At 48.5% G+C, this 25,596-nt stretch carries 31 protein-coding genes and 1 pseudogene; 4 read left to right on the plus strand and 28 right to left on the minus strand.

The genetic code is table 11. From position 1 onward, the window contains the following. The first annotated feature begins 165 nt into the window (after positions 1–165). The 3 genes from ACIDITHRIX25_RS96690 (at position 166) to rnhA (ending at position 1,869) form a co-directional block, all read left to right on the plus strand. Positions 166–408, plus strand: a complete 243-nt coding sequence (locus ACIDITHRIX25_RS96690; protein WP_201733322.1) for a HypC/HybG/HupF family hydrogenase formation chaperone — start codon at positions 166–168, stop codon at positions 406–408. A 144-nt stretch (positions 409–552) separates the two neighbouring features. After that, positions 553–996 (plus strand): cyanase, encoded by a 444-nt coding sequence (cynS, locus tag ACIDITHRIX25_RS96695; protein ID WP_201733323.1) that lies wholly within the window; start codon positions 553–555, stop codon positions 994–996. A gap of 414 nt (positions 997–1,410) precedes the next feature. Beyond that, positions 1,411–1,869, plus strand: a complete 459-nt coding sequence (rnhA, locus tag ACIDITHRIX25_RS96700; protein WP_052604358.1) for a ribonuclease HI — start codon at positions 1,411–1,413, stop codon at positions 1,867–1,869. A 4-nt stretch (positions 1,870–1,873) separates the two neighbouring features. Here rnhA and ACIDITHRIX25_RS96705 read toward each other — a convergent pair whose 3' ends face one another. The 6 genes from ACIDITHRIX25_RS96705 to acpS all read right to left on the minus strand — a co-directional run bounded on the left by ACIDITHRIX25_RS96705 (position 1,874) and on the right by acpS (position 7,387). Beyond that, positions 1,874–2,632 carry a hypothetical protein gene (locus ACIDITHRIX25_RS96705; RefSeq protein WP_052604292.1) on the minus strand — a complete coding sequence of 253 codons (759 nt, stop codon included), beginning with the start codon at positions 2,630–2,632 and terminating at the stop codon, positions 1,874–1,876. 432 nt (positions 2,633–3,064) lie between these two features. Beyond that, a complete protein-coding gene (tsaE, locus tag ACIDITHRIX25_RS96710; protein WP_201733324.1) occupies positions 3,065–3,526 on the minus strand; it encodes a tRNA (adenosine(37)-N6)-threonylcarbamoyltransferase complex ATPase subunit type 1 TsaE in 462 nt (153 codons plus the stop codon). Further along, the gene (locus ACIDITHRIX25_RS96715; protein WP_201733325.1) at positions 3,519–4,103 is read right to left on the minus strand and encodes a uracil-DNA glycosylase; all 585 of its coding nucleotides are present in this window, start codon (positions 4,101–4,103) and stop codon (positions 3,519–3,521) included. Before ACIDITHRIX25_RS96715 ends, tsaE begins: the two co-directional genes overlap by 8 nt. A 42-nt stretch (positions 4,104–4,145) precedes the next feature. Next, entirely contained in the window at positions 4,146–5,267 is a 1,122-nt protein-coding gene (gene alr / locus ACIDITHRIX25_RS96720) for an alanine racemase (RefSeq protein ID WP_201733326.1), read from the minus strand. Beyond that, a complete protein-coding gene (locus ACIDITHRIX25_RS96725) occupies positions 5,231–6,742 on the minus strand; it encodes an NAD(P)H-hydrate dehydratase (RefSeq protein WP_201733327.1) in 1,512 nt (503 codons plus the stop codon). The genes alr and ACIDITHRIX25_RS96725 overlap by 37 nt, the downstream gene beginning before the upstream one ends. Before the next feature lie 213 nt (positions 6,743–6,955). Beyond that, positions 6,956–7,387: a holo-ACP synthase gene (gene acpS, locus ACIDITHRIX25_RS96730; RefSeq protein ID WP_052604296.1), complete on the minus strand. Its 432-nt coding sequence runs from the start codon at positions 7,385–7,387 to the stop codon at positions 6,956–6,958. 608 nt (positions 7,388–7,995) lie between these two features. On the opposite strand from acpS, the gene ACIDITHRIX25_RS96735 reads away from it, so the two are divergent. Then, on the plus strand, positions 7,996–9,222 hold the full coding sequence (locus tag ACIDITHRIX25_RS96735) for a hypothetical protein (RefSeq protein ID WP_201733328.1): 1,227 nt from the start codon (positions 7,996–7,998) through the stop codon (positions 9,220–9,222). Between the two features lie 335 nt (positions 9,223–9,557). Here the strand turns inward: ACIDITHRIX25_RS96735 and ACIDITHRIX25_RS96740 are convergent, their stop codons facing one another. The 22 genes and pseudogenes from ACIDITHRIX25_RS96740 to rpsH all read right to left on the minus strand — a co-directional run bounded on the left by ACIDITHRIX25_RS96740 (position 9,558) and on the right by rpsH (position 25,584). After that, the gene (locus ACIDITHRIX25_RS96740; protein ID WP_052604298.1) at positions 9,558–10,625 is read right to left on the minus strand and encodes a radical SAM protein; all 1,068 of its coding nucleotides are present in this window, start codon (positions 10,623–10,625) and stop codon (positions 9,558–9,560) included. A gap of 221 nt (positions 10,626–10,846) precedes the next feature. Continuing rightward, a complete protein-coding gene (glmS, locus tag ACIDITHRIX25_RS96745; protein ID WP_201733329.1) occupies positions 10,847–12,694 on the minus strand; it encodes a glutamine--fructose-6-phosphate transaminase (isomerizing) in 1,848 nt (615 codons plus the stop codon). Positions 12,695–13,204: 510 nt separating this feature from the next. Continuing rightward, a complete protein-coding gene (glmM, locus tag ACIDITHRIX25_RS96750) occupies positions 13,205–14,518 on the minus strand; it encodes a phosphoglucosamine mutase (protein ID WP_201733330.1) in 1,314 nt (437 codons plus the stop codon). A 9-nt stretch (positions 14,519–14,527) separates the two neighbouring features. Further along, positions 14,528–14,920, minus strand: a complete 393-nt coding sequence (rpsI, locus tag ACIDITHRIX25_RS96755) for a 30S ribosomal protein S9 (protein WP_052604301.1) — start codon at positions 14,918–14,920, stop codon at positions 14,528–14,530. 16 nt (positions 14,921–14,936) lie between these two features. Further along, positions 14,937–15,392 carry a 50S ribosomal protein L13 gene (rplM, locus tag ACIDITHRIX25_RS96760; RefSeq protein ID WP_052604302.1) on the minus strand — a complete coding sequence of 152 codons (456 nt, stop codon included), beginning with the start codon at positions 15,390–15,392 and terminating at the stop codon, positions 14,937–14,939. A gap of 101 nt (positions 15,393–15,493) precedes the next feature. Further along, positions 15,494–16,345 (minus strand): tRNA pseudouridine(38-40) synthase TruA, encoded by an 852-nt coding sequence (gene truA / locus ACIDITHRIX25_RS96765; protein WP_201733331.1) that lies wholly within the window; start codon positions 16,343–16,345, stop codon positions 15,494–15,496. Between the two features lie 186 nt (positions 16,346–16,531). Continuing rightward, a pseudogene (gene rplQ / locus ACIDITHRIX25_RS96770) lies at positions 16,532–16,882 on the minus strand (50S ribosomal protein L17); the annotation flags it as partial. Between the two features lie 2 nt (positions 16,883–16,884). Beyond that, entirely contained in the window at positions 16,885–17,823 is a 939-nt protein-coding gene (locus ACIDITHRIX25_RS96775; RefSeq protein WP_052604305.1) for a DNA-directed RNA polymerase subunit alpha, read from the minus strand. A gap of 29 nt (positions 17,824–17,852) precedes the next feature. Next, positions 17,853–18,476 carry a 30S ribosomal protein S4 gene (rpsD, locus tag ACIDITHRIX25_RS96780; RefSeq protein ID WP_052604306.1) on the minus strand — a complete coding sequence of 208 codons (624 nt, stop codon included), beginning with the start codon at positions 18,474–18,476 and terminating at the stop codon, positions 17,853–17,855. Between the two features lie 21 nt (positions 18,477–18,497). Further along, entirely contained in the window at positions 18,498–18,896 is a 399-nt protein-coding gene (gene rpsK / locus ACIDITHRIX25_RS96785) for a 30S ribosomal protein S11 (protein WP_052604307.1), read from the minus strand. Between the two features lie 77 nt (positions 18,897–18,973). Beyond that, a complete protein-coding gene (gene rpsM, locus ACIDITHRIX25_RS96790) occupies positions 18,974–19,351 on the minus strand; it encodes a 30S ribosomal protein S13 (protein ID WP_052604308.1) in 378 nt (125 codons plus the stop codon). A gap of 4 nt (positions 19,352–19,355) precedes the next feature. Beyond that, complete coding sequence (gene rpmJ / locus ACIDITHRIX25_RS96795; protein WP_082058421.1) at positions 19,356–19,469, minus strand: 50S ribosomal protein L36; 114 nt, start codon at positions 19,467–19,469, stop codon at positions 19,356–19,358. A gap of 91 nt (positions 19,470–19,560) precedes the next feature. Further along, positions 19,561–19,785, minus strand: coding sequence for a translation initiation factor IF-1 (infA, locus tag ACIDITHRIX25_RS96800; RefSeq protein WP_082058422.1), 225 nt, complete (start codon positions 19,783–19,785; stop codon positions 19,561–19,563). Positions 19,786–19,955: 170 nt separating this feature from the next. Next, positions 19,956–20,717: a type I methionyl aminopeptidase gene (map, locus tag ACIDITHRIX25_RS96805; protein WP_235347526.1), complete on the minus strand. Its 762-nt coding sequence runs from the start codon at positions 20,715–20,717 to the stop codon at positions 19,956–19,958. Positions 20,718–20,772: 55 nt separating this feature from the next. Beyond that, on the minus strand, positions 20,773–21,432 hold the full coding sequence (locus tag ACIDITHRIX25_RS96810) for an adenylate kinase (RefSeq protein WP_201733332.1): 660 nt from the start codon (positions 21,430–21,432) through the stop codon (positions 20,773–20,775). 40 nt (positions 21,433–21,472) lie between these two features. After that, positions 21,473–22,768, minus strand: a complete 1,296-nt coding sequence (gene secY / locus ACIDITHRIX25_RS96815) for a preprotein translocase subunit SecY (protein ID WP_052604309.1) — start codon at positions 22,766–22,768, stop codon at positions 21,473–21,475. A 190-nt stretch (positions 22,769–22,958) separates the two neighbouring features. Continuing rightward, positions 22,959–23,459, minus strand: a complete 501-nt coding sequence (gene rplO / locus ACIDITHRIX25_RS96820; protein ID WP_052604310.1) for a 50S ribosomal protein L15 — start codon at positions 23,457–23,459, stop codon at positions 22,959–22,961. Positions 23,460–23,465: 6 nt separating this feature from the next. After that, on the minus strand, positions 23,466–23,666 hold the full coding sequence (rpmD, locus tag ACIDITHRIX25_RS96825; RefSeq protein WP_052604311.1) for a 50S ribosomal protein L30: 201 nt from the start codon (positions 23,664–23,666) through the stop codon (positions 23,466–23,468). Continuing rightward, positions 23,663–24,208: a 30S ribosomal protein S5 gene (gene rpsE / locus ACIDITHRIX25_RS96830; RefSeq protein WP_052604312.1), complete on the minus strand. Its 546-nt coding sequence runs from the start codon at positions 24,206–24,208 to the stop codon at positions 23,663–23,665. Before rpsE ends, rpmD begins: the two co-directional genes overlap by 4 nt. 4 nt (positions 24,209–24,212) lie before the next feature. Beyond that, the gene (gene rplR, locus ACIDITHRIX25_RS96835; RefSeq protein WP_201733333.1) at positions 24,213–24,581 is read right to left on the minus strand and encodes a 50S ribosomal protein L18; all 369 of its coding nucleotides are present in this window, start codon (positions 24,579–24,581) and stop codon (positions 24,213–24,215) included. A gap of 24 nt (positions 24,582–24,605) precedes the next feature. After that, entirely contained in the window at positions 24,606–25,148 is a 543-nt protein-coding gene (rplF, locus tag ACIDITHRIX25_RS96840; RefSeq protein ID WP_201733334.1) for a 50S ribosomal protein L6, read from the minus strand. A 34-nt stretch (positions 25,149–25,182) separates the two neighbouring features. Further along, on the minus strand, positions 25,183–25,584 hold the full coding sequence (rpsH, locus tag ACIDITHRIX25_RS96845) for a 30S ribosomal protein S8 (RefSeq protein WP_052604315.1): 402 nt from the start codon (positions 25,582–25,584) through the stop codon (positions 25,183–25,185). Between the last annotated feature and the right edge of the window lie 12 nt (positions 25,585–25,596).

Genomic DNA, 25,596 nt, shown 5'->3' on the forward strand with positions numbered 1-25,596 from the left:
AATCCCCTAGCGCAAAGATCAATGAAATTTCTATTCTTAGTCAATAACTTTAAATAAGGAAAATAAGGCTACTGTCTTGGCTTTTTCCAGATCGATAATTATTCACCTCAGCACCTACCCTACGAATCAGATCTGAAAGGCTTCTCTAATGAAAACTCCTAGCTCATGACAGATACCAGACGTTTCCTAATTCCCTTGGCGCTAGACCAAGAAGAACCTGCGAGCTGTAGCGTCTGCCTAGATGATGCGACCGCAATCGAGATAGTGGAGATCAAATCAGGCTTCGCATTAGGGGTCGACCCTTGTGGAAATATCTCTGAGGTGGCTTACGCCTTTATCGAGCACCTAGCCGTTGGCGACGTAGTTCTCGTACAAGCCGGAATCGCACTCGCAAGAGTCCAAAGATAGGCCTTATGGCCACTCAGCATATAAGTCCAAGAGGTGTTAGCACCATGGGATGGCCACAAAGATGAATTTTTTGAGAAGGTTGCGAACTGCATTCGTCAATTCACCTTAGGATAGCTCTATCTCTCACTATCTAAAGGTAGGGCCATGGATCGAAACGACGTTACTGAAAAGATTATCGAGACCAAAATCCGACGAAACATCACATGGTCGAAAGTTGCAGAAGAGGTTGGCAAGTCCAAAGAGTGGGTTACGGCAGGTTGTCTTGGACAAATGGCCTTCTCCGATCACCAAGCACAGGTAGTCGGTGAGTTATTTGACCTTTCTCCGGAAGAGATCGCCATGTTGCGAGTCCCTCCATTTAGAGGAAGCCTACCAAATCAGATACCGGCGGACCCAACGATCTATCGCCTATACGAACTGGTTTCAGTCTATGGACCGACAATCAAAGAACTGATCCATGAAGAATTCGGAGATGGAATCATGAGTGCTATCGACTTCGATATGTCAATTACCCGCCAAGAAGACCCAAATGGCGACCGCGTACACATAGAGCTCTCAGGCAAATTTTTACCTTACAAAAGCTACTAACGCGGCGAGTCACCTCAACTGGCAAATGAACAACATAGCTTGCAGATTACTTTGGTCTCTTTGGCTTTGACCTCGTGATCCCCTTTCACTGGGATCACCGGGGCTCTCACAATCGATACTCGATAAAGACCTCAAGGTTGGGCGAAACAACTCACCTGTTAATACTCCTCAAAGAAATATCGTGCTTCGAGGAGTCTTGGAGATTTGGTATTTATTTATTCAACGACATACCTTTGGGCCAAGATAGTCGTGGCCTCGCGCCACATCTTCTACCGCGCCTATAAGATCATGGGCCAAGAATAAGTCGACTTTGAAGGGAATCTGCGCAAGCTCACCAGGGATATGCAAGAAAAAAATAACCAATCCACATCTGTGGGACAACCCAGTGGTGCCTCTAGCTCTGCCAATCAAGAATTGCAGGCCGTGACGATCTACACAGATGGAGCATGCCGAGGTAACCCGGGGCCCGGAGGCTGGGGTGCGCTGTTGATTAGCCCAAAAAAGCAACGAGAGATCTACGGTGGTGACAACCCAACAACCAACAATCGGATGGAGCTCCAAGCGGTAATTGAAGCCCTAGAACTCCTAAAAGTACCGTGTCGTATAAGCCTCCACACCGACTCGAGATATGTTATGGACGGCATTACAAAGTGGATCGTAAATTGGAAGAAGAAAAATTGGGTCAACTCTAAAAAAGAGCCAGTTAAAAATACCGATCTTTGGAAGTTGCTAGATCAAGCGACCAAACGCCACGAGATCAACTGGATTTGGGTTCGGGGCCATAACGGCGATGAGGGCAACGAAAGAGCCGACCAACTAGCAAATCTTGGAATTGACCAATTGCTAGCAAATGGTTCAAAGCGCAACTTTTAGACCATCAAGATGGCAGAATCGTCTCGAAGTTGACCTTCGCGTCATAGTCTCTAGAATACCTAACCACTACGCTAGAGGCCTCCACCTCGCCCCCTTGTGCTGAAAGTCGGCCGATATATCTCCCAAGGGACTTTGAATTAACGTAGGAAAATACTTCACTTGCTACTTGCATATCACTACGATCAATCAAATCGCCCAAATTCAATGCTGTCACCGGGTCTGAAAATATGACTGAGGATAGATCCGCGTCCATGAGGAGATCGCTCATGTCATGGTAGTCCAAAGTCTTTGAGAACTGACCATAGGAAAGGTTGCCTTTTGGGTCGCCCTCCTTGATCATAAGATGGCCTTGACCTCTTCTCGCGTCGCCAATCACAGCGACACCTCTTGTCTCAGCGCGCATCCATTCAAGGTATGAATTCGCCACCATCTCGTAATGATCATAGACCAAGACCCCCAAGCCCATAGAAAAACCTAACGACTTGGCGATGCCGACTCCAAGGCGACTTCCAGAAAACCCTCCAGGGCCAACAGCCACTGCAATTGCCTCGGGAAGACCAAAGTTCGCATTGGGACCAAGAGCTCTTTCTAAGAAGATCCCAACTTCTGAAAGAAAGGCTCTTGGTTTAGAGATCTCCATGTAATAGGCACATTCGCCAGCGTCAAATTCACCTTGTGGAAATTGGACCAGCCCTATGTATGACCTCGGCGAGACGGTGTCTATGGCCAAAATAGTTCGTTTTGGTGAATTTCTCTTTGACAAGGTGGACTCCGATGTAGATCAAATAGGGCAGAAATAAAATTCTATAAAAGAAACCGGAGGTGCAATCTATTCACCCCAAAGGTTTCCCCCTGGACAAAGTCGAGGTGATCAAAAAACACCGCTGAAAACACCATATAGTGTTGACCAACTCTGCGTGCTTGGTTTGATCGAATCTAGCGATACACGATGCAACCTGCACTCCATACCGCTTGCATGGCACCTATATTACCCCTTGTAGAACCTTACATGCCCTTTATTATGGGCGCCTTGTAAATATGCCCCGGACCCAATCCAGGCAAGTTCTTTATATTTTGTTATAGTACACAGCTACATCAAGCTTTGCATCCCTGACATAGGATCTCCTAGACTTATTCAAGGAATCCTTAGGGATCGTTTTTAGTCACAAGTTGTGGAAATTGTCACCTCATCTAGTCAAAACTTTAAAAATCGTTCATTCCATCTCGAATTGTTCTCAGTGAACGTTATCGACCTGGAATCTTCATCAGCCCCATTGGCAAACAAAACCACTAAGGGATCAAAGTCGTCGAATTGCCAAAGGCATAGATCTGCCCATTCGACGACCGTAACGCTATCTTCGTCGAAGAGTTCCAAATCATCGAAGTCAACTCCTCTGGTGGTGTCAATTCGATAAAGGTCGCAGTGGACCAAACGAAAACTCCCAAAATACTCCCGAACCATTACAAATGTTGGAGATGCGACCCTCTGAGAAATTCCCATTCCAACCGCGATACCAGAAGTAAATGCAGTCTTACCCATTCCCAAATCGCCAATTAGAAGGACTACATCGCCACCATGCAAAAGAGAGCCCAGGCGCTGACCAATAGCCTTGGTCTCTAGCGCCGATGATGACTTTACTCCTAATATCTCATTCAAAGTTCCACACACCGATCTCTTGCAGGTACCCTTTAGCGCCGATGAGGTCATTGCGAATAGCGTCTTGAGCTACTCGCCCTCGCCTCAGCGCATAGGCTGGATGAAAGATGGGCATCACCAAAGCAAGTTCACTCTGTACAATTTCCCCATGGCATTTAGTTATCTGAACGTCTCGACCCATAAAAACCTTTGTCGCAAGCGAACCGAGTGAAATCACAAGAAAAGGCGAGATGAAGTTCAACTGATCCTTTAGGTAGCCACTACAGCTTCTAACCTCATCTGGTTTTGGTAATCGATTTTCTGGTGGACGGCACTTTACAACATTGGTGATGTAGACATCACCTCGGTTAAGCCCCAATGCCTCGAAGATTAAACGTTCGAGCAACTTCCCTGAACGCCCGACAAATGGCCTTGATTGAAGGTCCTCTTGAGCTCCTGGGGCTTCACCGACAAAGAGTATCGGAGATGACAAATCACCTTCGCCAAAGACCACATTCAAACGACTCTCACATAAAGAACACTTTTGGCACTCCAGGGCCGCAGATCTTGTTCTCTCAAAATCAGTTCGCGAACTCAATATTATCCCTTGTTTTGAATGGCTAGAAACAGGCTATCTGGCCTAAACCACTCTTCTGGGAACCCGCTTTGAGATTCCACAAAGAATCTCCCACGAAATAGTTCCAGTGCGCAAAGCCCACTCATCTGCCCAAATTGAAACCGGATTATCCGAACCCAAAAGTACTACTCGGTCGCCTATTTGCACCCTTGGATCTGGCCCAAGGTCTACTACAGATTGATCCATAGAGACCATTCCTGCAAATGGAAATAGCACACCATTAATTGCCACCTTACCCCCACCCCTAAAGAGTGCCCTAGGAACTCCATCTGCATATCCAATTGGAACCAGCCCTAGGAATCCATCTGAATCAATAGGGCGAAGGCGCCCATAAGATGGCCTGACACCTTGTTCTACCTGCCGTATGAAAGTCACCTTGGAGATCAAAGAGAGCACCGGACGCAAGCCAATCGATCGTGACTTTGGATTTGGGTCGTAACCATAGAGTCCAAGACCTACGCGAACTTTTGAAAATCGCACCTTTGGAAAGTCCAAGAGCCCTGCAGTATTGGCAATATGCAACTGACGAGCGGTGATACCCTTTAGCGAAAGCGCTTCTACGGCATCTCTAAACCTTTCAATCTGCAACTTGGTAAAGGCAACCGACTCAGGATCGTCCAAGTCGGCAACGGCAAAGTGGCTCCAAATGCCATCTAAATCAACTCCTTCTAAGAGCTCTGAGATCCTGTCTAAATCGGACAAGGATGCACCGGCTCGATACATTCCTGTATCTAACTTCAGCTGAAAAGAGAGTCGCTTTCCCTCCTTGCCAAATCGAGTAGCCAACGCTATCCCTATAGCCTCGAGGCTATAGAGCGTGAGAGAGATATCTGCATCGCCCGCAACTCCAAAGTCAGAGACGGCGGGCTCACTCAAGACTAAAATCTCTCCATCGATACCAGCTTGTCTAAGCTCGACTCCCTCGTCGACAAAGGCGACAGCAAAATCACGACATCCCACTTCATGAAGGATTCGAGCCACATCCACGGCACCATGGCCATAAGCATCGGCCTTTACAACGGCACAGATTCTTGCGGGCGCAGCCAGAGCAGCAAATAAGCGATAGTTGTGAATCAGCGCCTGTGCATCTATCTCTGCCCAGACGGGCCTATGTTCTGCCCCCATGCGAGTACACCCCAATCGATCTTGGATTCGCGGCTAGAGATCAATGGACCGCGAGAAAACAATGGCACAAATTGGCTTTGTTGGCGTTGCAGCTCACTGCTTGTTTGACACAGCCACCTTGCGCGCGGAATTTTATCCAATAGATCATAGGAGATCATTCCCCTTCGGAAGGTCAGACGACCGGCAAGTCCATGAATATAGGCAGCCTTAGCAATAGCAGAGATAGAGATCACTTCATTTGCAAGAACACCAGCAATGATGCCGCTTAGCACGTCGCCTGAGCCTGCGGTTGCCAGCTCACTACCGTTGGAGGAGACCACCCCAAAGTGACCCTCCGGAGAATATATAAAGGTCGGAAATCCCTTAACCAACATATATACGCTCCACCGCCGACAAAACTCCAAGATACCGAGATCTGTCTTAGCAAAGCCAAATGCAATAGAGAGGCGGTCAAGCTCTCCCATATGTGGAGTTAGCACAATGCCTCGTTTACCCTTTTTAAGTAATCCGAGAGAATCCGGCGAGGCCGCCAAGGCAGAGATGGCGTCCGCATCGACAACTAAACTAGCGCCGCTGGCTCGTCCAACATATTCAAGCAACTGGCCGCTAAATCGCCCTAACCCCGGGCCAATTGCAATAGCATTGAACCGTGAGAGGTCTTCCTTCGGGATCTGCAACTCTCCGTCGTGGAGCAACGGACGCAGGACAACTTCTGGATTCGAAGCAGCCAAAAGGTATGAGATTGAACTGCTCGGCGAAAAAAGATGAACGATTCCCGCCCCCGCCCGCATCGCTGCTACCGACGATAAGATAGCAGCACCTTCCATTCCCTGTGATCCACTAAAGACCGCTACCGAACTTTTCCATTTGTGATGCTGTGTTGGAGTTGGGACTTCGCTAAAGTCAAAGGATTGATAAAAGGTTCCTTCACCCGCGAGATTGGTAGCCACACCTAGATCACAGAGATAGCTCTCACCCATAACCTCAATGGCATCACCGGAAAGCAAACCTCTCTTCAGCCCAGCTAGGACCAGACAAAAGTCGCTCTTGAGTGTTCCTGGTGCAACTTCACCGCTCGTAGAATTGACGCCGCTTGGCATATCGACACTTAGGATCAACGCTCCACGGGGAGTTTTGATCGACCTTTTCAAATCACCATGAAAGCCAAAACCAAAGACAGCATCGATCAAAAGATCGCATCGAGGAGTCGATCTTTCGTGGAGATCTTCATATTCAATAACCCCTACACTTGCTCCAAGAATAGAGAGATACTTAGCGCACGCCCTGCCATCTGCTCCATTGTTTCCCTTGCCCACTACGATTACTACCACCTTGCCGTAGGCTCCACCTAGAATCAAGGCGCTAAATTGTGCCAGTGCAAAACCAGCGCGATCAATTATGGTGGCCAACGAACCCTGGGCGGCCAAGGTTTCATCTAGAGATCTCATCGTTTCGGTCGAATATATTTGAATCATGGCTTCCTTGGGGCTTTACCCTATTTTTCGTGAACCTTCCCCGCCCTTACGGACGGGGCTTCTGGCTCCGTCTGTTTGGTTGGGGTTTCCTAACATCGCTTCCATCACGCCACCGCGACCGACTGGTTTAGTATTAATGAATTCAAGGAGATAAATTACACCTTTAGAAGTGCTCCAAAGAGACGATTTCAACGCCCCAACCGACCATAGGGTTCAGCCGAGCTCTAGTGGTCCTTGAAGATCAACGCTCCGAATCTCGGCGATTGCCATAGCGAAGGCAATTGAAACTCTGACTTCGTGAGAAAATGAAACTTTGACTTCAACAACATTTGATTGAAAAGCAACCTCCTTTGCCTTAGCGTGTAGCTTCACCTTCGGTGGTCCGTCACTGGAATTCACTACCTCAATGTCATGCAGTGAGAGCGAAAAGAGGGTGACGCCTAGCGCCTTTGAGACTGCCTCTTTGGCCCCAAAGCGCGCGGCCATACGTGCAATTGCGCCATCTCCCTTAAAGCGGTTGATATAGTCAAGCTCACCATCAGTAAAGATCCGATCGACCCCTCGACTCCGACGCTTCACAAATAAAGCAAAGCGATCGTGGTCGACCACGTCCACCCCAATTCCAAAGGTATATCTTTGATTCATACAGAGCCCAACCCTCATTCAATACGACCGGAATCTATCCAAGCCAGATCCCTAAAACGCCACCACGTCCTATGAAGTACCCGAGAATACAGCCGTGATCGGCTTGATGGTCCTGGGCCAACAAAGACAAACCTACCACCTTTTGCTTAGGGCGGAATATCTCCTTTATGCCAGCCCGAAAGTGCTACGGTAAATCAAGCCGTGAAGAATTAATTCAACGCTTCGAGCTTGCATAAAGCCCATTACCTCGATCCACCACCGATATCCAGCTAGCTGAGACTATCTCTTGCCCTGCGTCCAATTTGCCATTGGGTCCCAAAATACCTTCGACACAACCTTTTCGTTAGGGATCATTGAGCACTTTGCCATAGTTTTTTACAAGTTCCATTTGAGATCTTTAGAATTGCTTGGTGTCTACACCTATTGCTAGCTGGGACTTTATTCAAATATGAAAGTTGTCTAAGAAAGGTAAAAGTAAGTTCAGGAATTATAAACAAAGTCATTAATCGCTCCACAGCTAATTTTAGGCAATCTCAACGAGCATGTAAGTATCCCCTGAAGGCCTAGGGCGAAGCAAAATAGGAAAGTAAATCTCAGAGGAAGTTCAAATGAGAAAAATTAAACTAAACGCAAAGATAGCAAGTGGTCTTACAGTTTTGGCGATAGGCGGTGGATGGCTAGCAGGTGCAACACTTGGAACCCCAGCGGTATCATCTGCGAGCACAACCCCATCTACATCGATACCTGCGGCTCTCTCTTCATTCACAACGACGAGCCCAAGTGGTGGACACCATGGTGGTCTTATGAGAGCTGTTGCTGGAGATCATCTCTTGAAAACTGCAGCTAGTGACCTAAAGACAACTACATCTGCTCTCAAAGCAGACTTGCAAGCTGGAAAGACCCTAGCCGCAGTAGCAACGGCAGCTAATATCTCTCCATCTACCTTGATCTCAGAGTTGGTAACTAGTGCTACAGCAAATATCAACTCCGCTGTAACCGCTGGAAAGATAACCTCTACTCAAGCCACTCAGATCCTGTCTCATCTAAATACAGCTATCACCAACTTCGTCAATAACCCACGTCCCGCTGGTGGCCCTGGCGGTCATGGTGGCCCTGGCTTTGGTGGCATGAGAGCTGTTGCTGGAGATAATCTCTTGAAAACTGCAGCTAGTGACCTAAAGACAACTACATCTGCTCTCAAAGCAGACTTGCAAGCTGGAAAGACCCTAGCCGCAGTAGCAACGGCAGCTAATATCTCTCCATCTACCTTGATCTCAGAGTTGGTAACTAGTGCTACAGCAAATATCAACTCCGCTGTAACCGCTGGAAAGATAACCTCTACTCAAGCCACTCAGATCCTGTCTCATCTAAATACAGCTATCACCAACTTCGTCAATAACCCACGTCCCGCTGGTGGCCCTGGCGGTCATGGTGGCCCTGGCTTTGGTGGCATGAGAGCTGTTGCTGGAGATAATCTCTTGAAAACTGCAGCTAGTGACCTAAAGACAACTACATCTGCTCTCAAAGCAGACTTGCAAGCTGGAAAGACCCTAGCCGCAGTAGCAACGGCAGCTAATATCTCTCCATCTACCTTGATCTCAGAGTTGGTAACTAGTGCTACAGCAAATATCAACTCCGCTGTAACCGCTGGAAAGATAACCTCTACTCAAGCCACTCAGATCCTGTCTCATCTAAATACAGCTATCACCAACTTCGTCAATAACCCACGTCCCGCTGGTGGCCCTGGCGGTCATGGTGGCCCTGGCTTTGGTGGACCTAATGGTGGCGCGGCACTTAGAAGTACTACCAGCGCTGGAACGGCTCAAGCTGCCTAAGTGGGCTAAATAAGTGGGCTAAATAAGTGGGCTGCTTAACTCACATAGCCGTTTTGGCCCATCTAGGTCGGACATAACGGCTATGAAAGCTATAGGAGCCTTCTTGGGTCAGCTCCCTCACCCTGTTGCATCAACCAGTAGGGATACAACAGGGTGATTAATCCAAAGACAGACGATCGAACTGATCCGTATTTATCCATCAATAGACACAAGCCCCTAAAAGAGATCTCTTTTAGGGGCTTGTGTCTTTCATTATGATCGCGAGTTCCATGAAATTGGCGCCGACCAGAACGGCCATACAACTTATAAATGAAAACAGATCTGGAGCCTAATTGCTACTCTATAACCAATTCTACAGGTTCTAAATCAAGAAATGATCCATAAGAGTCAGTCCTTGGACAGCCTGGGTCAGAGGCAAGCACATCTTTTGTCACTGCAAATGCACGAGCCCTGGATCCTCCACAAAAGCCGCTGTAGTCACACGATCCACATGCACCGCTGTAATTAGAGGGGTCGCGCATTGATGTGAACAGTGGCGAACTGGAGTAGATATCCACTAGCGATTGCGATCTCACATTTCCACCGGACAAAGGAAGGTAACCCGAAGGATAGACTTCCCCTAGGTGGTCAATAAATGCAAATCCTCGACCCTCTCGTACCGACGGACGAAGGCCAGAGGTCTCTAGGTAGTTCATCTCATGAAGCACCCTTTGAAATTGCGGCGCGCCAACCGCAGTAACGCGAAAATCAACGCTGCGGCTAAAAGTCGCGAGATACCGAAGCACCTCTTCCATCTCTGAGGAATCTAGGGCGCTCGACAACTTCGCTCTACCCATAGGTATTACAAAAAATACCTCCCAAGACGACACCTTGAGATCTTTGGCCAGATCCGCCATCTCGGCTAAACCGTCTAATGTAAATCTCCCAATTGAGGTATTGATCTGCAGGGACATCTTGGCGTCAACGACTGTGCGAGCTATTTCAATGGAGCGTTCAAAGGTTCCCTTAACGCCTCTAAATCTATCGTGAATCTCAGGAGATGGTCCATCGATTGAAAGAGAGATCGCACGAACCCCAAGTTCTGCCCAATGATAGACCAATTCAGGAGTAACGCGATTAGTAACAGATGGCGAGATAGATGTGATGAATCCCATCTCGATCGAACTCTTCAAAATTTCATCGAGATCTGGTCGTTCGGTTGGATCACCGCCAGTGAAGACCATGATCGGCTTTCTTGGAAGCCGATTCGAAATATCTAATAAGACACTTTGGATCTCGTCAATATCAAGTTCTCCTTCATTTCGGTTTGGGATCGCTCTTGCTCGACAATGACGACAATGGAGATGACATGCCTTGGTCAGCTCCCAAGTAATCACATGTAAAAACGATGAAAAATCCTCCACGACAACCTCTATTCAAACCCGACTAGTCCCCCAAGTTGGCAACTTCGAGAAGTTGAGCCGCCAATGGAACCTAGCTTTTTATATCATGCCTATAAAAGTCTTTACCATCCAAGGCTAGGCGCAATTGTAAGATCAAGTTAGAGTCCAAATCCCCAGCCTTAAGGCTCAAAATCGCAATCGTCGATTCTCATAATAAAACTTGATCCCCGTGGGGTCCAGCATCACTCCACAGTCACCGTCTTGGCGAGGTTCCGTGGACGATCGACATCCATACCTAGGTTCCGAGCCATATGGTATGCGAATATCTGTAGGGGAACCACGTCTACCAATGGAGCAAAGAGAGGATGAACTCTGGGTACCGAGATGAAGGACTCGCCTAAGTTAGCCTGTCCTTCATCTCCAGGATTGCCGATAATTATCACAGAAGAATCGCGAGCACGTACCTCTTCTATATTCGAAACGATCTTCTCGTAAAGCCTGGTTCGAGTCGCTATCGCCACAACAACCGCCATCTCATCGAGCATTGCAATTGGACCATGCTTGAGCTCTCCAGCGGGATAGCCTTCCGCGGGTAGATATGAGATCTCTTTAAGCTTTAGCGCTCCTTCTAAGGCAACAGGATAGCCAACATGACGGCCAATAAAATAAAATCTACTTGAGCCACTAAAGCGCTTAGCCACCTCGCCAATGGCATCCCATGAGTTCAAAACCTCTTGGATCTTTGCAGGTACCAAAGTCAACTCTTCGTACAATGCGTCGATCTCACTCGGGTAGAGCTGGCCCTTAGTTCGAGCTAGATTCAAAGCTAAAAGTAAAAGAGCCCCTATCTGTGCGGTATGAGTCTTCGTGGCGGCTACACCAACCTCAGGTCCGGCTCTGGTGTACATCACAGTATCGGCCAATCGCGCCATTGATGAACCCACTACGTTACAGACCGCTAACGTCTGGGCTCCGAGGTTCTTTGCCTCGTGTAAAGCAGCAAGCGTATCTAGGGTTTCGCCCGATTGACTAACGGCCACTACGAGAGTACGCTCATCCACCACTGGATCCCGATAACGAAATTCCGAAGAAATATCTAATTCAACGGGGACTTTCGTCCAATGCTCGATTGCATATTTCGCTACCATACCTGCGTGATAAGAGGTTCCACAGGCAACGATAAAAACCTTATTTATGCGCGCTAAAGAATCTGGATCGCTGGTCGTCTCGTCCAAAATCAACTCACCAGAGGATGCTAAGCGTCCTGCCAAAGTGTCTCGCAGCGCCCCAGGTTGTTCAAGTATCTCCTTCGACATAAAATCATCGAAACCCGACTTCTCAGCGGACTCAAGCGACCAAGTAACGGGGAATTCAACCAGATCAACCGAGTCCCCTTCGAGGTTAAAGATCTCAGCACCACCCCCAGTAACACAGACAAGATGGTCATCTTCTAAGTGGTAAAAAACCTCCGCACGATCAAGAATCGCCGGTATATCACTCGCAATAAACCAGGTGTTTGAAGCCCGACCGATAACCATCGGCGCCATACGTTTAAAACCAACCAAAACCCCTGGCTCTGTCGAAGAGATTGCCACAAAAGACATCGCGCCACGCATGATTGGCGCTATCGATGAAACAGCCTCGACCAAGCTTCCCTTCGAAATCAAAGATTCCTCTAGAAGGTGTGCGATTACCTCCGTATCGGTCTCGGAGGAAAATATATGGCCCCGCGAAATAAGATCATCCTTGAGCTCTCTGAAGTTCTCAACGATTCCGTTATGAACCACACTTATTGTCCCATTGCAATCGATATGGGGGTGCGCATTAAATAGGGTTGGACCACCATGAGTTGCCCATCGAGTATGACCGATTCCGCTGATGATCGAGCCAAATTCGCTCTCTTTAGCATCGCTATCTAATCGATCCAAAGAATTCTTACCCTGTGCTACCCGCAATCGCGAAAATAGACCATTTTCATCACAGACTACAATTCCAGCGGAATCGTATCCCCGATATTCCAGACGTTTGAGGCCACTTGTCAAAACCTCAACGGTTGCGCCTTGGCCAGTTACTGCAATAATTCCACACACGCTTTAATACCCTAGCCCTTTGATCAAAATATAAAATTCGTTCGTCAAAATGAGATTAAAACCTAAATCAAAGAAAGACTTTAAGCCCTTCGGTCAATGATTCCGAAAAAATACGAGACAGCCATCAACAGCTCTACCACAATTGGAACAAACACCCTGGCAAAGATCACAAATCGCGCCAAACTATACCGCTAAGCCACTTGCAACCAAGCCAGAAATAAAGATATACAGAGATCCGCCATCGGCCTTTCGATCATCAAGATTACAAACGCGTTCTTGGATTCTTACCAAGTACCATTGATTAATTCAGCATGGACGAATCAACATGCAGCACAAGAGATGAGCTCAACCCTAAAACTCGCAGCGCTGTAATTATTTGCATACAACGAGCTTCCTAGATGTTCTAAAGCATTGCCGGATAAGGCGTCGTGGGTAATGATGCTGGGAGATTACCTGCTTAGATGGAAAAGGCCGCCATCACGTCCCGATCACACTAAAGCTCAATCTGAATTAAAGATCAGTCTGAGAAATCACCTTTAGGATCAGCTCGATCGACTCGGTAGCGAGAGCTTCGTCCCTAGCTTCGACCATAACACGTATCAAAGGCTCAGTGCCTGAAGGTCGAACCAAAACCCGGCCTGCATCACTCAATTGCTGCGCGGCTCTGGCGATCACATCTTTGACCTCTGGAGCACCAAGAACAACTTTTGGATCCCCAACACAAGCGACATTACGCAAAATCTGTGGGAATCGCACCATGGTTCTATTGGCCAACTCGCTAGCAGCGATGCCGGACTCCAAAAGAGCGCGGCTAAAGACGGCTCCGGTGAGCATTCCATCGCCGGTTGCCGCCAAATCCGCCAAGATTATATGGCCACTCTGTTCGCCGCCTAGCACAAAACCATGCCGCTCCATAGCTTCAAATACATGGCGATCACCAACCGGCGTCTCAACGACGACGATGTTAGCTTGCGCCATGGCGATCCGAAGGCCCATATTGCTCATAACCGTTATCGCCAGACCATTATGCGACAGCAGCGAACGGCTATTCAAAAACTTAGCTAAAACCCCTAGGATTATGTCACCATCTATAACGGAGCCGTCCTGAGCTACTGCTAATACTCGATCTGCATCTCCGTCAAACCCTAAACCCAGATCAGCCTTCTCTGCTAAAACGGTGTCAATCAAACCTTGAAGATGAGTCGAACCTGCATTTGCATTGATATTTACACCATCAGGGGAGTCGTTGATCACCACAACACTTGCACCGTAACGCTCAAAAACCTCTCGAGCAAATCCGGATGCGGCACCATTAGCGGTATCCAAAACCAGCTTTAGTCCAACTAGCGATTGAATCAGCGGCTGAGATGTAATATAGGTTAAATAGTCAGAGACTAGATGCGAAGCGTCATTGATGGTTCCAACACCTTCGTCGATGGCAATGCCATCTCTTACGCCACGTTCAATCTCAATCTCGGTTGCATTCGATAATTTAGCGCCTGCCGGCCCCAAAATCTTGATCCCATTGTCGTGATAGGGGTTATGGGAAGCAGAAATCACCGCGCCAGCTAGCTTCAATCTAGAGCACAGATAAGCGACTCCTGGAGAAGGAATTACCCCGAGATCCAAAACTGAGGTACCCGCAGCGGCTAAACCAGCAGAAAATGCAGCCTGCAACATGGTTCCAGAGACCCGAGTATCACGACCAACCAAAAAAGTAGAGCCAGCAATTGTATTTGCAACACTCATACCAAGACGAAGGGCGAACTCTGAATTAAGCTCAGAGTTCGCCCTACCACGTACGCCATCCGTACCAAATTCCAACACCGAAGATTAACGCTTGGAGTACTGAGGAGCCTTGCGCGCCTTCTTGAGGCCGTATTTCTTAGATTCCTTCTCACGGGCATCGCGAGTAAGCAATCCGGCCTTCTTGAGCTGTGCTCTAAGTTCAGGATCCAACTCGACAATAGCTCTTGCCAAACCTAGGCGAAGGGCTCCAGCTTGACCAGAGACGCCACCGCCATTTAGGGTGACATCCACGTCATAGTTGGTCAACAAATTGGTCAGCCGAAGCGGTTCGATCGCGTGCTGGCGCAGGCTTGGAGCACCGAAATACTCTTCGAAACTTCGCTTATTACAGGTCACAGAGCCTTCGCCTGAGCGAAGCCTAACACGAGCGACTGCACCTTTGCGACGACCTGTCGATTGAACTAATGGTATTGACATATAATCTCTCCCCGGCTTAACGGTTTGCAGTGCGCGTAGCGCCTGGAATCTCTAGCGGAACTGGCATCTGGGCAGAATGCGGGTGAGTCGGCCCTGCATATACCTTCAACTTCAAATACATAGCGCGACCCAATCGGTTCTTAGGAAGCATACCCCTAATGGCCTTCTCCACGACGAAGGCAGGCTTATCAGCCATAAGGTCAGTGTATCGAGTCGTACGAAGGCCACCCGGATAACCCGAGTGATGATAGGAGAACTTTCGTTCCGCCTTGTTGGAAGTCAAAATAACCTTATCGGCGTTAATCACGATAACGTGATCACCGGTATCGAGATGTGGTGCGAAATAAGGGTTGTGCTTACCGCGCAGAATTCTGGCGACTTCGGTAGCCAAACGACCAAGGACCATGCCCTCGGCGTCGACTACGAACCACTTTCTCTCAATTTCTGATGGCTTTGTTGAATAGGTGCGCATAATCTCACTGGTTTCAAAGGTACGAATTAGATGCCTACGACAGTTTCGGTCGCATAAGACACAAAGGAACATTATAACAGGATTAATCGATAGCCAATCCGCTAATCCTCCAACCTTTTGGACATAAGTCGATTGCCAACCGAAATTACAGGCCGATTCAAAAATTCAAAGCGCTCCTCAAAGCGAACCATGATAAGAAAAAGACCATACGGTGGGGCGAGATCGACTCCCTTAGAACGATCCTGTGCATCAAGAGCCCTACTGAAATCCCAAGGAGTAGCATGGCCTAGAGCGACCTTTACTAAGTAACCCACTAGAGCCCTAACCATCTGGTGACAAAAGGCATTGGCTTCAATCTCTATATGGATATGATCGCGATCGGTCTCAAAGACGCTGACTTCACTCACACGTCGATTAAGAGAACCACCATTGGGATCGGCTCTACAAAAGGTAGCGAAATTCTTCTCACCTACCAAGTAGGATGCCGCTGCAAATAGAGCATCTCGATCGAGTGGAGAACCGATATGCCAACCCGCACGGCGCTCCATTGGCAGCGCAAAGTCGCCGGTAAGAAGACAATACCGATATCGACGGGCCACTGCGGAAAAGCGTGCATGGAAATCCTCCGGCATCGACCATACCGCACGAATAGCAATCGAGGCACTAGTGAGGCGCTCGATCGACCGCCGGAACTTATCCAAATCAATGTACTTGGGATCCTCCAGTACAACTGAGACGAACTGAGAGTTAGCATGAACGCCCCGATCAGTTCGCCCAGAAACAAACGTTCGAAAAGAGTCCCCAAGAACTGCCCTTAGTGCGGCCTCGAGATCCCCTTGCACCGTAACCTGATCGTGCTGACGCGCGTAACCGCTAAATGCTGAGCCATCATAGGCAAACTCTATAGCCAAGTTATTGACTTCTTGTGGAAGATAGTTTCTAGGCGAAGACAACGGTCCCACCCTTTAAACTGATTTCACCATAAAACAATGCCACGGAGATCTCTCCAAATCCCTTAGAAACCCGCCGAAGAACCAAGCCATAGACAAAGAAAACTCAGCCAAGAAAAATAGCGGATGAGGAGCTTACGCCCCAACATCCGCTATCAAAAACTCTCTAGATCACACAGAGACTTGTTATACCAACTCAATAATGGCCATAGGCGCATTATCTCCTTGGCGAGGACCCTTCTTCAGGATCCGGGTATAGCCACCTTGACGCTCTGAATAACGCTCGGCGATATCAGAGATCAACTTCTGGGCCATATCCTTATCACGAAGATAGCTAGCGAGCTCACGGTGGTTAGCGAGACCCCCTCTTTTTGCCTTTGTAATAAGCTTCTCTGCCACTGGTCGTAAAGCCTTAGCTTTGGCCTCTGTAGTAGTAATCGATTCAGCTGCAAAGAGCGAAGCCGCTAGATTAGCGAGAATCGCCTTTTGATGTTTTGCGTCGCCACCAAAACGACGTCCCTGCTTAGGCCTACCGGGCATAACTAGTCCCTCTTCCTTAGTGAAAGGCCGCGCTCATTGAGTCGGCTGACAACCTCATCAAGTGACTTCTGGCCAAAGTTAGTAATCGCGAGTAGGTCGTCGGTGCTTCGCGAAAGTAGCTCACCGATCGTATTAATTTGAGCACGCTTGAGGCAGTTACGCGGACGCTCAGTCAATTCAAGATCTTCAATAGGAAGGTCAAGATCTGGTGAACGAACCTCTATAACTGGCGTCTCCGTCAAAGCAAGTCCTTGGGGTTGATCACTCATATCAGCAATCAATCCAACCAACGACCTCAAAGTCTCTCCAGCCGAGGCCAAAGCCTCGCGTGGAGTAATTGATCCGTCGGTCTCGATATCTAAGACCAAGCGGTCGTAGTCACGAGATCGCTCACCTGCAGTGGCAATCACCTCAACCGCTACACGACGAATTGGAGAAAAGATCGCATCCATAGGGATACGTCCAATGATTCCACTCGAACGCGACGAATCGGCACTCTGATAGCCTTTGCCCTTATCTACCACAGCATCAAGAGCTATCCGCCCTCGATCCGACAGAGTGGCGATATGTAGATCGGGATTAACTATCTCTAGATCAGCAGTGACCTGAAAGTCACCCGCTCTTACAATTCCGGGGCCTCTGACGTCCAGACGAATAGTAATCGCCTCGTCTACCTCAGAGCGAATCACAACGTCCTTTAAGTTAAGGATGATCTCAGTGACATCTTCTTTAACTCCGGGCAGCGTCGTAAACTCATGGAGCGCATCGTCAAAGCGAACTTCAACGAGAGCAGCACCAGGAATCGACGAGAGCAAAACCCTACGCAACGAATTACCCAAGGTATGTCCGAAACCGGGCTCCAGAGGTCCTATCGCAAATTTTTGACGACCCGCAACCTCTTCGGATGCTTCCTCAACGGCGGGTCTTTGAATAAAGAGCATTCCTTCTCCTTAGCGCTCTTGCGAAACCTTTACTTGGAGTAGAGTTCGACGATTAACTGTTCGCGAACCTTGACATCAATCTGTTCACGCAGTGGTGGATTCGAAACCTCGACTTCAAAGCCAGATCCGATCGATGTCAACCAGGCCGGGATGTGAGGGGCCTGAGATGCAATCGACTCCGTAACAACGGCAAGTTCACGAGCCGATGGCTTTAGAGCGACGATATCGCCTCGACGAAGTCTCATCGATGGGATTGTAGCCTTTCGGCCATTTACCGTCACAAAACCGTGCAAAACAAATTGCCTAGCTTGCGAACGAGATACACCCCAACCAGCACGAAATGCTATATTGTCGAGTCTCATCTCAAGCATACGCAACAAGTTCTCACCGGTAATACCATCTTGGCGTGAAGCCTCTTCGAACATATTTCGGAACTGCTTTTCCAAAACACCATAGATACGACGAGCCTTTTGCTTCTCGCGCAACTGGGTCAAGTACTCAGAACCCTGACGGGCGCGGTCACGACCGTGCTCACCAGGTGGATAATTACGCTTTTCCAGGGGGCAATGGGTATCACACTTGGAACCCTTGAGAAATAGCTTCTCACGCTCTCTTCGGCACAGACGGCACACAGGGCCTGTATATCGAGCCACAATAAACTCCTTTTAAACTTTCTAAACCCTGCGGCGCTTTTTGGGGCGACATCCATTATGGGGAGTAGGTGTCACATCGCGCACGGACATAATCTCAATACCGGCATTAGCAATGGCGCGATGCGCTGTATCTCTACCGGAACCAGGTCCTTTGAGCAAAACATCGACACGACGCACGCCGTGTTCAGCCGCGCGCTTGGCGGCGGCTTCTGCAGCTAGTTGAGCCGCGAATGGGGTGGATTTACGGGATCCCTTGAAACCGACGTTTCCTGCGGAACCCCAAGAAATGACGTTACCATCTGGATCTGTAATCGAAACTATGGTGTTATTAAAAGACGAATGAATATGGGCAATCCCATGAGCGATATTCTTACGCTCTTTTTTCTTTACTCTTCGCCCAGCTGGTTTTGGCTTGGCCATCGACGCTCCTTATAGGAATTTTCTAACTTCAAAACAAGATCTAACAGAGGTGTTACAAGCGCTCTGTTATAGGGTTACTATCGCTTGACCTTCTTCTTACCAGCGACGGTCTTCTTTGGACCCTTACGCGTACGCGCATTAGTGTGGGTACGCTGACCGCGAACTGGGAGCCCCTTACGGTGACGCAGTCCTTGATAGCAGCCAATCTCCTGCTTCCTCTTGATATCTTGGGATACCTCTCTACGGAGGTCACCTTCAACCTTGAAGTTAGCGTCGATGTAGGCACGTAAACGTGCTACTTCTTCGTCGGTTAAGTTCCGAACTCGAGTGTTCAGATCTACACCGGTTGCAGCACAGATCTGCTGCGAGGTGGTCAGTCCAATTCCATAGATATAGGTCAGAGAAATCTCCAACCGCTTTTCCCTTGGAATGTCTACTCCGGCTATACGTGCCATTTACCTATCCCTGTCGTTGCTTATGTCTAGGGTTTTCACAAATCACCAACACAACCCTGTGGCGGCGAATTACCTTGCATTTCTCGCAAATTGTTTTGACGCTCGGTCTTACCTTCATTGCTTACTCTCTTGACTTGAAAATCGTCACTCCTAATTTAGAAGCGACGATAGAGAATTATTTACCAATCAAAACTGGTAAGTATAGTCTCCTACTTGTACCGGTATGTTATCCGGCCCCGATTGAGGTCATATGGGGTCAGTTCAATCTGCACCCGGTCACCCGGAAGAATTCGAATTCGGTGCATACGCATCTTTCCAGAACTGTGAGCTAATACCTTATGGCCATTTTCGAGTTCAACTCGGAACATCGCATTGGGAAGGGGCTCTACCACGGTCCCTTCGAGAACAATTGCATCTTCTTTCGGCTTCGTCAGATCAAACTCCTTAAATCGCTACAACCAAATCGGTTGTCAATCCCCCATAGGAGACAGCTGCACAAACTTAGGTGCACCCTAAGATCTTGCACAGAGAGATTAGTCTAGCGTACGCCGAGATCTTTCCGGTATATCACAAAAAGAAAGGCAATCCAAAAATTAACCCCTTACTAGTCCTCTAAGGTAAAGACCTCTGGACCATTATCTGTAACCGCAATCGTATGCTCGAAGTGAGCCGAGAGTGAGCCATCAGCGGTCATCACCGACCATCCATCAGCCAAAACCTTAGTATCGGCACTACCTAAATTCACCATCGGCTCAACTGCAAAGACGTTACCGGCACGAAGCTTCGGACCTGGAGACCCGGGCCAATAGTTTGGCACATTGGGCGCCTCGTGCATCGCCGTACCAATTCCGTGACCAACATACTCGCGCACTACTGCCATCTTGTTAGCTTCGACGAGATTTTGAATAGCCCGACCAATATCATGAAGGTGATTTCCGACCACCATCTCATCTATACCGGCAAACAAAGAGGCCTCAGTAACCTCAATCAGCTTCGCAGCTACCTTCGAGATCTTTCCCACCCCAACTGTATAAGCCGAATCGCCATGATATCCTTGCCAAATGGCGCCACAGTCGATGGAGATAATATCCCCCTCGACTAATCGATAATCACCAGGGATACCATGAACAATCATAGAATTCGGCGAAGTGCAAATAGTAGCTGGAAAACCATGGTAATTCAGAAAATTAGATTTAGCACCTCTAGCATCGATTATCTCATGGGCTATCTTATCAATCTCGCCTGTAGTAATTCCGTCTCGAATAGCTTCGCGAGTCTTAGCGCGAATCTCTGCAACTATCTTTCCAGCTTTACGCATCTTATCAAGTTCAGCACCTGAACGACGGACCGTAGAATCCCACTTCAATTCGAAACCTCACGTTTAGCGATAGGGGCCTAATAAGCCAATAGCGACAAGTACTCTAACCTATAACGCTATCTATAGCGCTACGTATTTCCTTGTGAATCAAGTCGAAGTCGCCATCGCCAAAAACCGAAATCAATTTGCCCAACTGGCCGTACCAATCAATCAGCGGTGCAGTCAGCTCATCATAGAGTGCCAGTCTTCTCGCGATAGCCTCTTTGGTATCATCACTGCGTTGTATGACTTCCTCACCACAGCTATCACAGCTCCAATTGCGATTTGGCCTCGAATGGATCGAATAAGTCCGACCACAGCCCACGCAAACACGTCTAGAAGACAAGCGATCCAGGACTACTTCGGTTGAGACGTCTAAGTTGATGACAACCTTCAACCCCACTGGAGCTAACGTATCCTCCAACATCTGGGCCTGAGCCAAGGTACGGGGAAAGCCATCCAATACAAAACCATCATTTAGAGCATCACTTTGTGCAAGTCTCTCAGCTACGACGCCAACGATGATAGAGTCAGGAACCAACTCCCCACGCTCCATAAACTCACCCGCAGCCTTACCGAAATCGGTACCTTCACGAAGTGCAGCTCGCAGCATATCGCCTGTGGATATATGGGGGATCCCCAATACCTCGCTCAAACGAATACATTGAGTTCCCTTACCGGCGCCTTGCTTACCAAGCATGCCAATTCGATACGGCTTATCCAACCCCTTGCCCCCTAAATTCTAAAATATGCACCCAAAGATGCTACTTAAGAAAGCCGTCGTAATTTCGCATCGAAAGCTGAGAATCGACCTGCTTCATAGTCTCTAACGCGACACCAACGGCAATCAACAATGTCGTACCTGCAAAAGGATATCCCGTTACATGCCATAGTGCCAAAGCGATAGCGGGTACTAATGCAACCGCCGCCAAAAAGAGCGAGCCAGGGAAGGTGATCCGATTGAGGATCTTAGCCAAGTAACGCTCTGTCGGCGCACCTGGACGGATACCTGGGATAAAACCGCTTTGCTTTCGAATAATATCGGCTTGTTGATATGGATCAAATGCCACCTGCACATAGAAGAAGGTGAACATGACTATCAAGATACCGTAGCTAATAATGTAATAAAAGCTGGTGGCAGAGACCAAATGGTTATTCACAAAGGTTCTAAAGCCGGCCCACGGGATAATATTCGTCAAAAGAACCGGAAAATACAAAATAGATGATGCAAAGATGATTGGAATAACGCCAGCCTGATTGACCTTGAGCGGAATATGAGTGCTTCCACCGCCATACATATTACGACCAACTACACGCTTAGCAAAGGTAACAGGAATCCTACGCTGGCCTTGTTCTACAAAGACGATAGCGACCAAGATTATAAGCGCAAGGACAACGATAACGCCGAACTTAAAGCCACCAGCCTGAGCAAGAATCGCATGGCCACCGCTAGGAATACCAGCCACGACATTGGCAAAGATGATGATCGACATACCTTGACCGATTCCACGCTGTGTAATCAACTCACCTAACCACATAACCAAGGCAGTACCCGCCGTAAAGGTGAGGACGATGAAGAGAACCCTCGCAATTGTAAAACTAGGAATTAGATCGATCTGCTGACCGTTAGGCAAAAATCCAGCACCACCATTGTGAAAGACAAAGGCTAAACCAGTTCCTTGGAGGATCGCTAGAACAATGGTAAGATAACGGGTAGTTTGCGTCAGCTTCTTTTCGCCAACTGGTCCTTGATCACGCCACTCTTCGAACTTAGGGATAACAGTCGTCAACAACTGGATGATGATCGAGGAGGTGATATAGGGCATAATCCCAAGGCCGAAGATGGCAAAGCGGGTCAGAGCGCCACCAGAAAAAAGGTTTAAAAACCCAAGGACTCCGCTACCAGAGGCAGATGTCTCCAACTGCTTAAGTGCCGCGAAGTCAATACCAGGTACTGGTAAATTCGCGCCCAACTGATAGACCGCAATGATCATCAGCGTAAAAAGAACTTTATTGCGCAAGTCTGCGACTTTGAAGATGTTTTTCAAACTGCCAAGCACTTAACGACTCACCTACCATTCATAAGGCTCTTACGTACAATTGGACCCAAGCCTAGCTATCCCATACTAGTCAATGGCGAAAAGATTCCATAGAGACTCTTAAAAAACCCATGAAACTGGGTCCGAAACTAAAAAAAGAGCCGGCAAGCTTAGAATAGCAACCGGCCCCACAATCAGATAAAAGAAATAATTAACGGTTTGCGTGTTGGTTACCACGGACCGGTGGTCGCCCACCAGCATAAGGTAGATCCACAGTGACTATCGAACCACCGGCAGCTCTAATGGCAAACTCAGCCGCCCTAGAAAACTTATGGGCCGTTACAGTAACACCGGTACGAATCTCCCCGTTTCCAAGGATCTTCACCAACGAACCACGCTTTACGATGCCATAATTGGCTAAGACGCCTGGATCTATCACCAGGACACCCTGAGCAGCCAATTCAGCTACCTTATCCAAGTTGACGATCTCGTAGATCACCTTAAAGGGGTTCTTGAATCCCTTAGCCTTAGGCGTACGCTGGGTCAGGGGAAGCTGCCCACCTTCGAAGCCCATAGGAATCGTATCGCGAGCTCCTTGGCCTTTGGTACCACGGCCAGCAGTCTTACCGCCCTTACCGCCAATACCTCTACCAACGCGTTTTGGCTTCTTTTTTGACCCCTCAGCTGGAGTCAGATCATGTAACTTTAACATCAGCCTCTATACCTCTTCCACGACTTCGACCAAGTGCGGCACTCTGGCAATCATCCCGCGAATCTCTCTGCGATCAGGAAGCACATTGCTTTTACCGATACGTCCAAGCCCTAGAGCCTTAAGGGTGGCACGATGCTTTGGCTTTGTACCGATCCCTGACTTAATCTGCGTAACTGTAAGTTTCTTCTCCGAATTAGTCTCGCTCAACCTCGTTCGCCACCTTCTATTTGCTTTTTCTTCTCAGCATAAGCACGGTTAATGGCGCCTGGAATGATCTCATCGACATACTTACCACGAAGCGCAGCTATCTCGTCGGGACGCTTTAGATCCTTCAAACCAGAGATGGTGGCGTGTGCGACATTGATAGCATTGGACGAACCCAAAGACTTAGCAACCACGTCATGAATTCCGGCCATCTCAAGAATAGCTCTAGCAGCGCCACCAGCGATAACACCTGTACCAGGAGCAGCTGGCTTGAGCAAAACTCGCCCAGCCCCAGCAGCACCTAAAACCGGGTGAATTATTGTATCTCCCGCCAACGGAACACTAAAAAGATTCTTTCGAGCCTCTTCAATACCCTTTTGGACGGCAATACCGGCCTCCTTGGCCTTACCATAACCGAGTCCTACACGACCATTCTTGTCACCAATCACCATAAGTGCTGTGAAGGAGAAACGACGTCCACCTTTTACAACCTTGGCAACCCGGTTGACCTTAATCGTGCGCTCTTCATAAACCTCTTCGGCCATATCCTTAGAACTCCAATCCCTTGCTACGGGCTGCATCGGCTAATGCCGCCACTCTACCGTGGTATTGGAATCCACCCCGGTCGAAAACGACTGCTTTAATTCCCTTTTGCACTGCGCGCTGCGCAACGAGTTCTCCAACCTTGACAGCAGCAGCTATATTACCGGTAGCGCCACCGCCACGAAGGTCGGCCTCAAGCGTCGAAGCTGAAGCGATCGTTGAACCAGTCGAGTCATCAACGATCTGAGCAACTATGTGCTTATTCGAACGAAAGACAGCCAAACGTGGGCGAACTGTGGTACCGATAACGATACGTCTAACTCGCTTATGTCGCTTGATACGCAGCGCGTGGCTGTTAACTTTGTTAATTGACATTGCTATCTCCAAAAAGCTCTGGCACTACTTACCAGTCTTACCAGCCTTACGCTGGACCTTTTCTCCCAGGTACCGAACGCCCTTACCTTTGTAAGGCTCTGGCTTTCTAATCTTGCGAATATTGGCAGCGACCTGACCGACAATTTCCTTGTCGATCCCTCTAATAATGATCCTTGTAGGCGTGGGCACCTCGAAGGTAATACCCTCTGGTGCAACGACCTTGACTGTGTGCGAAAAACCCAACGAGAGCTCTAACTCTCCAGGGCCCTTAGCTATACAGCGATATCCAACGCCAATAATCTCTAGCTCCTTGGTGAAACCACTGGTTACACCGGCGACCATATTCGAGACCAAAGTGCGCGAAAGGCCATGCAGGGACTTAGAGAGTCTCTCATCGTTTGGACGCTCAATAACCAAAACCGACTCTTGCTGGCGGACCGAAATCTCACCAGGAAGCACTCTCGAAAGCGTCCCTTTAGGACCACTTACCTTGATATCGTTAGATCCAAGAATCTCGACCGACACGCCCTGAGGTACTTCTACTGGGACTTTCCCAATTCGTGACATAGAACTTACATACTCCTCAATAGATGGGTCATCACTACCAGACGTAGCAGACGACCTCACCGCCGATCTTTTGCTTTCGAGCTTCTCGATCAGTCATCAAACCCCGAGAGGTAGAGACGATCGCTATCCCAAGGCCACCAAGGACACGTGGAACAGACTCCGCTCGGGAATAGACCCTGAGCCCGGGCTTTGAAACCCTCTGAATACCAGAGATTACCCGCTTGCGCTCTGGTGAATACTTGAGCTGAATCTCTAGAGAGTTACCGGGCTTACCCTCAGTCTCTTTGATATCAAAGCCCTCTATATAGCCCTCGCTAACGAGCACCTCAGCCAAAGCCTTCTTTAGCTTCGAACCTGGCATTACAACCGTATCATGCATTGCCGTATTGGCATTACGGATTCGCGTCAACATGTCCGCGATCGGATCCGTCATCATTGGTCAGTTCCT

The organism is Acidithrix sp. C25 (assembly GCF_904848545.2).